1 pseudogene is annotated in these 3199 nt (G+C 70.2%); it reads left to right on the plus strand.

From position 1 onward, the window contains the following. A pseudogene (locus tag HTZ82_RS17410) lies at window positions 1–3199 on the plus strand (RHS repeat protein); the annotation flags it as partial.

The raw sequence follows: 3199 nt of genomic DNA on the forward strand, positions 1-3199 counted from the left end.
CCCCACCGCCACGGACGCCACCGAACAGTCCCAGACCCGCACCCGCTACTTCCGCGGCATGTCCGGCGACGCCGGCCGCGCCACGATCACGGTCAACGACTCGACGGGCACGGAGACGCTGGGCGAGGACGTCGCGCCGCTCCAGGGCACGGTCGCCGAGACTCTCACGTACACGAAGGCGGGCGGCGGCGTCGCGTCCCGCGAGCTGTCCTGGCCGTACGTGAAGGAGACGGCGTCCCGCGCACGCCCCGGCCTCCCGGACCTGAAGGCGTACCGCACGGCCACGGCCCGCAGTGAGTCGGTCCAGTCGATCAGCGGCGGCAGGACCCGCACCGGCCGCACCACCATGACGTACGACGACACGTACGGCCTCCCGCTCACCGCCGCGACCCTCACCCTGACGCCGAACGGCACGGGCGGCTTCACGACGGGCGACGAGAAGTGCACGACCACGTCGTACGTCCACAACACGGCCACGCACCTGATCGGTCTGCCGCAGCGCGTCCGCACCACGGTCGGCACCTGCGCGGCAGCGGGTACGGCGACCGGCACCCAGGTCATCGCGGACACCCGCACGTCGTACGACGCCCTCGCCGCCTTCGGCACGGCGCCGGTCAAGGGCCTGCCCCACCAGGTCGACACGATCGACGGCGACGGCATGTACTGGGTCACCGCGCAGCGCACGACGTACGACCTCCACGGCCGCCCCATCAAGGTCATGGACCCGCAAGGCAACTCGGCCACGGTCACCTACAGCCCTCTGACGGGCCCGGCCTTCGAGACCACCACGACGAACGCGGCCGGCCACTCCACCACCGCGGCCGTGGACCCGGCACGCGGCACGGCACTCACCGTCACGGACACCAACGGTCGCAAGACCACCAGCACGTACGACGAGCTGGGCCGCGTCACCGCGGTCTGGTCACCGTCCCGCACACAGGGCACGGACTCCGCTTCGGCGCGCTTCGAGTACCAGATCCAGGACAACAAGATCCCGGCGGTCCGGACGCGCACCCTGCGCGACAACGGCACGTACGAGGACGCGGTCGCCCTGTACGACAGCCTGCTGCGCCCGCGCCAGACGCAGACGGAGGCGTTCGGCGGCGGCCGCATCGTCACCGATACGCTCTACAACTCCAGCGGCACGGTCCGCCAGACGAACAACGCCTACCTAGCGGAGGGCGAGCCGGAGGAACTGCTGTTCTTCCCGGAGAGCGTCTTCCAGGTCCCGAACTCCACGGAGACCGCGTACGACGGCCTCGGCCGCCCGGTCCGTACGACCACGCTGTACGAGGACGTGGCGCAGCACACCACGACGGCGCGCTATGAGGGCGACTGGACGCTGACCCGCACGGGCATGTCCGTCGACGGGCTCACCCCGCTGTCGGGCAGCCGCGCGGCGAAGACGTGGACGGACGCCCTGGGCCGTACGTCCCGGATCCAGCACTACTCGGCCACGGACCTGACGACGAGCATCGACACGACGTACGCGTACGACCCGAGCGGCAAGCTCTCCCAGGTCGAGGACGCGCAGGGCAACACGTGGACGTACACGTACGACGTCCGCGGCCGCCTGATCTCGTCCACCGACCCGGACATGGGCGCGGCCTCCTTCGGCTACGACGAGCTGGACCAGCGGATCTGGTCGAAGGACGCGCAGGGCAGGATCCAGTACACGTCGTACGACGTCCTGGGCCGCCAGACGGAACTGCGCGAGGACTCGTCGACGGGCCCGCTCGTCGCGAAGTGGACGTACGACACCCTGCCGGGCGCCAAGGGCCACCCGGCGACGTCGACCCGGTACAACGACGGTGCCGCGTACACGTCGGAGATCACCGGCTACGACACGGAGTACCGCGCGACCGGCACGAAGATCACCATCCCGTCCACACCCCAGACCACGGGCCTGGCCGGCACGTACGCCTACACCTACACGTACACGCAGACAGGCAGACTCCAGTCCACGGACCTCCCGGCCACGCCGGGCGGCCTGGCGGCGGAGAAGGTCATCACGCGCTACGACGGCGAGGGCTCGCCGACGACGACGTCCGGACTGCTCTGGTACACCGCGGACACGGTGCTCAACTCCTTCGGCCAGGTCCTGCGCACCGCGTCGGGCGAGGCGCCGCGCCGCGTGTGGACGACGAACATCTACGACGAGAACACGGGTCGCATCAACCTGTCCGTCACCGACCGCCAGACGGCCAACCCGACACGGATCTCGGCGCTGACGTACGCCTACGACACGGTCGGCAACATCACGTCCATCACGGACACGCAGTCCTCCGTCCGTGTCGACCGCCAGTGCTTCGCCTACGACCCGATGGGCCGCCTGGCACACGCCTGGACGGGGAAGACGGACGGCTGCCCGAGGACATCCGGCGCACAGGGCGCGGGCCCGGAACGCACGGAGGTCTCCCCGAGCATCGACGGGGCGGGCTACTGGCACTCGTACGAGTTCGACGCGATCGGCAACCGTACGCGGATGACGGCCCATGACCTGGCCGACCCGGCGCTGGACGAAGTCCACACGTACACGTACGGCGAGGCCCCAGGGGTCCAACCGCACACGCTCACCAAGGTGGCCTCGACGGTAGGGACATCGACCACCGGGGTCACGTCCCAGTCGACGTACGCGTACGACGCGTCCGGCAACACGACGCAGCGCGTCCTGAACGGCGACACCCAGGCGCTGAACTGGGACCGCCGCAACAAGCTGACGTCGGTCGACGCGAACAACGACGGCACGCCGGACGTGAAGTACCTGTACGACGCGGGCGGCAACCGCCTGTTGGAGGACGACGGCACGACGCGCACGCTGTACCTGGGCGAGGCGGAGATCGTCGTCAACACGTCGGGCCAGGCCCTGGACGCCCGCCGCTACTACACCCACCCGGGCGCACCGACGACGGTGCGCTCGACGGGCGGCAAGACGACGGACCACAAGATCACGGTCCTTCAGGCGGACCACCACAACACGGCGACGAACGCGATCGAGCAGACGGCCGGCCAGGCCATCATCCGCCGCAAGTTCGACCCGTACGGCACCCCGCGCGGCACGGAGCCGGCCAACTGGGCCGACCGCCGCACGTTCCTCGGCACCGGCATCGACGACCCGGCCACCGGCCTCACCCACATCGGCGCCCGCGAATACGACGCATCGACCGGCCGCTTCATCTCAGCCGACCCGATCATCGAC

It is taken from the genome of Streptomyces sp. TRM64462 (genome assembly GCF_013362995.1).
GTDB lineage: Bacteria > Actinomycetota > Actinomycetes > Streptomycetales > Streptomycetaceae > Streptomyces.